Source organism: Rudaea sp. (genome assembly GCF_036383415.1).
Classification (GTDB): Bacteria; Pseudomonadota; Gammaproteobacteria; order Xanthomonadales; family Rhodanobacteraceae; genus Rudaea.
In genome coordinates, this window is sequence record NZ_DASVOK010000351.1 from 1 (window position 1) to 7,170 (window position 7,170).

The 7,170-nt window shown below is 67.7% G+C and carries 4 protein-coding genes; 3 read left to right on the forward strand and 1 reads right to left on the reverse strand.

The features are described 5' to 3' along the window. Positions 1–29: 29 nt before the first annotated feature. Positions 30–3,941 (forward strand): GH36-type glycosyl hydrolase domain-containing protein, encoded by a 3,912-nt coding sequence (locus VF497_RS13025; RefSeq protein WP_330889373.1) that lies wholly within the window; start codon positions 30–32, stop codon positions 3,939–3,941. On the opposite strand, the gene VF497_RS13030 is transcribed toward VF497_RS13025, so the two are convergent. Continuing rightward, positions 3,911–4,651 carry an energy transducer TonB gene (locus tag VF497_RS13030; RefSeq protein WP_330889375.1) on the reverse strand — a complete coding sequence of 247 codons (741 nt, stop codon included), beginning with the start codon at positions 4,649–4,651 and terminating at the stop codon, positions 3,911–3,913. The genes VF497_RS13025 and VF497_RS13030 overlap by 31 nt on opposite strands. 186 nt (positions 4,652–4,837) lie before the next feature. Here VF497_RS13030 and folE point away from each other — a divergent pair, with 186 nt between their 5' ends. Then, positions 4,838–5,449 (forward strand): GTP cyclohydrolase I FolE, encoded by a 612-nt coding sequence (gene folE, locus VF497_RS13035; protein WP_330889377.1) that lies wholly within the window; start codon positions 4,838–4,840, stop codon positions 5,447–5,449. Between the two features lie 73 nt (positions 5,450–5,522). Then, a complete protein-coding gene (locus VF497_RS13040; RefSeq protein ID WP_330889379.1) occupies positions 5,523–6,884 on the forward strand; it encodes a TCR/Tet family MFS transporter in 1,362 nt (453 codons plus the stop codon). The last annotated feature ends 286 nt before the right edge of the window (positions 6,885–7,170 follow it).

The window sequence follows — 7,170 nt, forward strand, 5'->3', positions numbered from 1 at the left end:
ACACGCGCGCCGACACAGCGCGTCCGGCGGTGCAACTGCTGAGCAACGGCAGCTACCACTTGATGCTGACTCAGAGCGGCGCCGGCTACAGCCGCTGGCGCGAACTCGATCTCACGCGCTGGCGCGAGGATCCGACGCGCGACGCCTGGGGCACGTTCATCCACATCCGCGATCTCGACAGCGGCAAGGCCTGGAGCACGGCCGCAGCGGTTGCCGCGGATGCGGTCGAAGCACGCGAGATCGTGTTCGACGACGCGCGCGTCGAGCAGCGCCTGAGTCTCGACCGCCTCGAGGCGCGCGTGCAGATCGTGGTTTCGCCCGAGGACGACATCGAGCTGCGCCGCCTGCGTCTGACCAATCGCGCGCGCACGCCGCGCACGTTCGAGCTGACCAGCTATGCCGAGGTCGTGCTCAACAGCGGTGCGGCCGACGCGCTGCATCCGGCGTTCAACAACCTGTTCGTGCAGACCGAGATCCTGCGCGAGCAGGCGGCGATTCTCGCCACGCGCAGGCCGCGCCTGGCTAGCGACACGCAACCCTGGCTCGCGCATCTGTTCTGCGTGCGCGAGGAAGCGGGGCGCAGGAACACCACAGTCGAGACTTCGTTCGAAACCGACCGCATGCGTTTCCTCGGCCGCGGCCACGACGCGCACGATCCCGCCGCGGCGCGCGGCGCGGGTGTGCTCTCGAACACCGCGGGCGACGTGCTCGATCCGATCGTCGCGATCCGCCAGCGCGTGAGCGTGCCGGCCGAGGGCAGTGTCGTCGTCGATCTCGTCACCGGTGCGGGCGACGGCCGCGAAGCCGTGCTCGCGCTCGCCGACAAATACCGCGATCGCGCGTTCGCCGACCGTGCGCTCGCGATTGCGACCACGCACAACCGCATGGCGCTCGGCCAGATCAACGTCAGCGAGAGCGAGGCGCAGCTCTACTCGCGCCTGGCCTCGGCAATCCTCTATGCCGATCCCGCGCGGCGCGCGCCGACCGAGATCGCCGCAAGCAATCGCCTGAGCCAGAACGGGCTGTGGGCGCACGGCATCTCAGGCGACCTACCGATCGCGCTCGTGGCTATCGAGGACGTGGACAAGCTCGCGCTCGTGCGCCAGGCAGTGAGCGCGCAGCGCTATTGCCGGACCAAGGGGCTGCATTTCGACCTCATCGTGCTCAATGAGGAGCGCGGCGGCTATCGCCAGGAGGTCAACGACGCGATCTACTCTGCCGTTGCGGCAGCCGGCGAAGGCGCGGTGATCGACAAGCCCGGCGGCGTCTTCATCCGCGCCAGCGCGCAGGTTCCGCACGAGGATCGCGTGCAGCTGTTCGCGGTCGCGCGCGTGGTGTTGTCGGATCGCGCGGGCAGCTTCGCCGAGCAGCTGCGCGATACGAAGTCTTCGACCAGCGAAACCGTGGTGCCGAAATTCGTCGCGACGCGGCAGTCGACGGGCACCGATGCGCGGCAAGCGTCGATACCGAAGCTGGAGCTGTTCAACGGCCACGGCGGCTTCGCCCGCGGCGGTCGCGAATACGTGATCCTCTGTGACGCAAAGAAGCGCACGCCGCTGCCCTGGGCGAACGTGCTCGCCAATCCGCACTTCGGCAGCGTCGTCACCGAATCGGGCTGCGGTTACACGTTCTTCGACAACGCGCACGAATATCGGCTGACGCCGTGGCACAACGACGCGGTCGCCGACGCCAGCGGCGAGGCGTTCTACCTGCGCGACGAGGAAACCGGCGCGTACTGGTCGCCGACGCCGGCGCATGCGGGCGGCCGCGGCCGCTATGTCGTGCGCCACGGCTTCGGCTACAGCCAGTTCGAACATGTCGAGGACGGCATCGCGAGCGACTTGCGCGTGCACGTCGATGCCGAGGCGCCGGTGAAGTTCTTCGTCCTGCGCCTGCGCAACGACTCCGGCCGCGCGCGCCGGCTTTCGATCACGGGCTATCTCGAATGGGTGCTCGGCGATCTGCCTGCGAGGACGGCGCAGCACGTGACCGGCTGGTTCGACGCGAGCGGCGCACTGTTCGCGCGCAACAACTGGAACGCGGAATTCGCCGGCCACGTCGGCTTCTTCGACGTCGGCCTCGCACAGCGCACGGTGACCAGCGACCGCAGCGAATTCATCGGTCGCAACGGCAGCCTGAAATCGCCTGCGGCAATGCGGCGCGCGCGCCTGTCCGGCCGCGTCGGCGCCGGCCTCGATCCGTGCGCCGCGATCCAGGTCGGGCTCGAACTCGCCGACGGCGAGGCGCGCGAGGTGATCTTCCGCCTCGGTGCCGCGCGCAGCAGCGACGAGGCCGAGGCGCTGGTCACGCGCTTTCGCCGTTCCGGTTCGGCGCGCGCCTCGTTCGAGGCAGTCACCGCGTTGTGGCAAGGCCTGCTCGGCAACGTCGTCGTCACCACGCCCGATGCGGGTTTCAATCTGCTCGCGAACGGCTGGCTGCTGTACCAGGCGATCGCCTGCCGACTGTGGGCGCGCAGCGGCTTCCATCAATCCGGCGGTGCCTTCGGCTTCCGCGACCAGCTGCAGGATGCGATGGCGCTCGTGCATGCCGAACCGGCGTTGTTGCGCGCGCAGATCGTGCTCGCTGCGCAGCGCCAGTTCCGCGAGGGCGACGTGCAGCACTGGTGGCATCCTCCGGGCGGCCGCGGCGTGCGCACGAATTGTTCCGACGACTATCTGTGGCTACCGCTCGCGGTCGCGCGCTACCTGCGCGCGAGCGGCGACCACGGCGTGCTCGACGAGCGCAGCCATTACCTCGAAGGCCGGCCGCTCAACCCGGGCGAGGAGTCGTATTACGATCTGCCGCTGCGCTCGAACGAGACGGCCGATCTCTACCAGCACTGCGTGCGCGCGATCGAGCACGGCCTGCGCGGCATGACTGGTAGCGCCCACGATCTGCCGCGCATCGGCAGCGGCGACTGGAACGACGGCTTCAACGCCGTTGGCGCCGAAGGCCGCGGCGAAAGCGTCTGGCTCGGGTTTTTCCTGCACCACGTGCTGATGGAATTCCGCGAAGTTGCGCGCCTGCGCGGTGACGACATCTTCGCCGCACGCTGCGAGCGCCAAGCGCGTGAACTGCAGATCAGTCTCGAACGTCATGCCTGGGACGGCGATTGGTACCGCCGCGCCTGGTTCGACGACGGCACGCCGCTCGGTTCAAAGGACGGTGTGCACTGCCGCATCGATTCGATCGCGCAGAGCTGGGCCGTGCTTTCGGGCGCGGGTGATCCTGTACGCGCGCAGCAAGCGCTCGATGCACTCGATGCGCAACTCGTCGACGAGGATGCGGGTCTGATTCGCCTGCTGCATCCATCGTTCGACAGATCGACCGCGTCCGCGCACGAAGCGATGCTCGATCCCGGCTACATCGCCGGCTACCTGCCCGGTGTGCGCGAGAACGGTGGCCAGTACACGCACGCGGCGGTCTGGGCGGTGATGGCATTCGCCGCAGCCGGTCGCGTCGAGCGCGCCTGGCAATTGTTCGAGCTGATCAACCCGCTGCGCCACGCGCACGATGGAAAAAGTACAGAAATATACAAAGGCGAACCCTACGTCGCCGCCGGCGATGTCTACGCGAATCCTGCGCATCGCGGCCGCGCCGGCTGGACTTGGTACACAGGTTCGGCCGGCTGGATGTACCGGTTGCTGATCGAAACGTTCATGGGCATGACGCGCGAAGGCACGCGCCTCGTCATCGCCCCGCGCCTGCCCGCGGCGTGGTCCGCTGCCGACATCGCCTATCGTCACGGCGACGCGACCTACGCGATCCATGTGCAGCGCGATGCATCGAAGCCGCCGGGCAGCGTGCTGCTCGACGGCGCGGCGCAGGCCGGCAACGCGATCGCTCTCGATGCGGCTGCCGGCGTGCATCGCGTCGAGGTGTATCTCGCCATCGTTGCCGACACGGGGGATCAGTACAGCGAGAAACCGATCGGCACCTGAAAACTTGCCGAGTCCGCATGCCATGCCCGGGGTAGCGGTGGAAACGGCGCAGCGCGCGCGAGCATGCGTGCGACTTCTGCGTCGAGTTCGGCGTAGCCGGAACTGCGTGCGATCTCCCACGCCAGCACGCGCCCGCTGCGATCGAGTCGAAAGCCGACCAGCACCTCGCCCTGTTCGCGCTGCGCGACCGCGGCAGCGGGATATTGCTTGACCTCCGCCAGGCGCAGGGCGAGCAGGCGCAGGTAGTCGGAGAGACTGTTCGCCGCGCGATTTTCCGGCGACTCGTCGAGGTGCGACGCCGGCGCGGCAGCTTCGGCCTTGGGCGCGGGTTGCGGCGCGATGCGGGTTTTGTCGAGCAGCGCCCGATTTGCGGAAGCTGCGCGCAGCATGGTCGTGCGTTGCGCGTTCGGCTCGGATGCCGTCCGCGGCGCCGTGTTGCCTCGTCGACGGATCTCTTCCAATTGCTCCGCGGATTTCGCGGCGGCAGGCGCGGGCGCAATGGACGGTTCCGAGACCACTGCCGTTGCGGCAGGCTGTGCCGGCACCAGATGCACCGATACCACGTCGACGCGTGCACTCGCTTGCGGCGCAGGCTCGGGCCGTAGCAGCGCGACGATGAGGGCGACGTGCACGAGCAGTGACAACAACAGCGCGATCGCCGTGGCCGGACGCGACAGGCCGATGTCGTAACGCGAACGCGTTGCGGGCAAACCCGTTCCGCAGTGTACTGGCGCTGGAACGAGGCGGGTCGGGCGAAGCGTCATGGCCATCGATCCTACGCTCGCGGCGATGAGCGCGGACCGAATGGCACCGCCCGCAGCCCGCACCGGCGGTGGCGCAGCGCGTTGAGGATCGCGCTACACTGCCGCCCCCTCTTGTGCATGTTCTGCGTTCCCATGAAGAAAAAGAAAGCACCCAAATCCCCGCCCGTCAGTCAGACTCAGGCCGAAGACGCCGTGCGCGTGCTGCTGCGCTGGGCCGGCGACGACCCGACGCGCGAAGGCCTGATCGACACGCCCAAGCGCGTGGTCAATGCCTACAAGGACTGGTTCTCCGGCTACGCCGACGATCCGGCCGATGAACTTCGCCGCACGTTCGAGGAAGTTGCCGGCTACGACGAGATGGTCGTGTTGCGCGACATCGAATTCGCCTCGCACTGCGAGCACCATATGGCGCCGATCATCGGCCGCGCGCACGTCGGCTACCTGCCGACCAACCGCGTCGTCGGCATCTCCAAGCTCGCGCGCGTGGTCGAGATCTTCGCGCGTCGCCTGCAGGTGCAGGAGAAGCTCACCTCGCAGATCGCGCATTGCATCGAGGACGTGCTCAAGCCGCGCGGCGTCGGCGTCGTCATCGATGCCTCGCATGAGTGCATGACCACGCGCGGCGTGAACAAGACCGGCGTGTCGATGATCTCCTCGCAGATGCTCGGCACGTTCCGCACCGACGCGCGCACGCGTGGCGAGTTCCTGCGTTTCATCGACATCGACGCGCCACGGCGCAAGTAGCGCCGTCGCGGATTCGAGACTCGCGCCGAGGAAACTTCGGCGCTCCACGCTGCGATCAATCGAGAGGATTCCGATGAACAACGCCGCAACGAACCCGGCCGCCGCACCGCCGCCCGGCGGCCGCCGCGCGGCGCTGGTCTTCATCTTCATCACGCTACTGATCGACATCCTCTCGTTCGGCCTGATCATTCCGGTGCTGCCGCACCTGATCAAGAACTTCGTCGGCGGCGACACCTCGCTCGCGGCGTGGTGGTACATGGCGTTCGCGGTCGTGTTCATGGCGATGCAGTTCCTGTTCACGCCAATACAGGGCGCGCTCGCCGACCGCTTCGGCCGGCGGCCGATCATCCTCGCCTCGAACCTCGGTCTCGGCCTCGATTTCCTGATGATGGCGCTGGTCAACACGCTGCCGCTCTTGTTCATCGGTCGCGTGATCTCGGGCATCACCTCGGCGAGCTTCTCGGCCTCGAACGCCTACGTCGCCGATGTGACGCCACCCGAGAAACGCGCGCAGGCCTTCGGCGTGCTCGGCATTGCGTTCGGCGTCGGCTTCACCGTCGCGCCGGTGATCGGAGGGTTCCTCGGTACCCTGCATCCGCGCTTGCCGTTTTGGACCGCGGTCATCATGTGCTTGACCAACTTCTGCTACGGCTTGTTCGTGCTGCCCGAGTCGCTGACGCCGAACAAGCGCAGCGCGCGTTTCGACTGGGCGCACGCGAATCCGTTCGGCGCGCTGAAACTGCTGCGCCGTTATCCGCAGGTGCTTGGCCTGCTCGCCGTCGTCGCGCTTATTGCGCTCGTGCACATGGTTTATCCGACCACGTTCGTGCTGTATGCGGACTACCGCTTCGGCTGGGGCCCAGACATGGTCGGCATCACGCTGGGTTTGGTCGGCATTCTCTCCATCGCCGTCCAGGGCGGGCTGATCAAACCGATCGTCGGCAAGCTTGGCGAACGCCGCGCGCTGCTGTTCGGTCTCGCCTGCGGCACACTCGGACTGACACTCTACGCGCTTGCGCCGACCGGCTACTGGTTCTGGGCAGCAATGCCGATCAGCGCTCTGTGGGGCCTGGCCCAGCCCGCTGCGCAGGCGATGATGAGCCATCTCGTCGATCCGCGCGAGCAGGGCCGTCTGCAGGGTGCGGTGGCAAGTGTGTCGAGCATCTCCGGCATCGTCGGCGCGTTCCTGTTTCCGGCGACGTTGGCCATGGTTTCGGGCGCGCACGACCACGGCATCTGGGCCGGCGCGACGTTCTTCATCGCCGCAGCCATCCTCGGCGGTGCGTTGCTGGTGGGCTGGTACATCTCCGCGCATCTGCCGACGGCCGTCACTGCGGCGACCAAGCTCGAGCCGGGTCCCGACATTACCGAAGAAATCGCCGCGAACACGAGCGATCTACGGCCGCCGGTGCGCGAGAGCGAGGCGCGTCCGTAGAGGCGGCTCGCGATTGCCTGCGCCATCGTCGTCGATGACGCAAGGTGCCGGCGGTGTCGTCAACCGGGTGGTTCGCCTCGAAGTGAGAGGCTACGTGCGTGCCCTTTTTTCGTCGTCAGTCGCGGCGATCGTTGCGAAACGCTGCAGTCACGATTTTCAATGCGTCGCGCGAACGCCGGTCGCGCAGCCGCGAATGCAACACGACCTTGCGCTTGGGCAAGGGCGGCAGGCCCAGCCGCGTGCCGAGGTCCGCCGTGCCCGGCGGCGCGGCGCGCTTGGCGAGCAC

What these genes read in the sequence shown, in the direction of transcription:
- folE (WP_330889377.1), top strand. Translation starts at nt 4,838, where the DNA reads ATGAAGAAAAAGAAAGCACCCAAATCCCCGCCCGTCAGTCAGACTCAG.
- VF497_RS13040 (WP_330889379.1), top strand. Translation starts at nt 5,523, where the DNA reads ATGAACAACGCCGCAACGAACCCGGCCGCCGCACCGCCGCCCGGCGGC.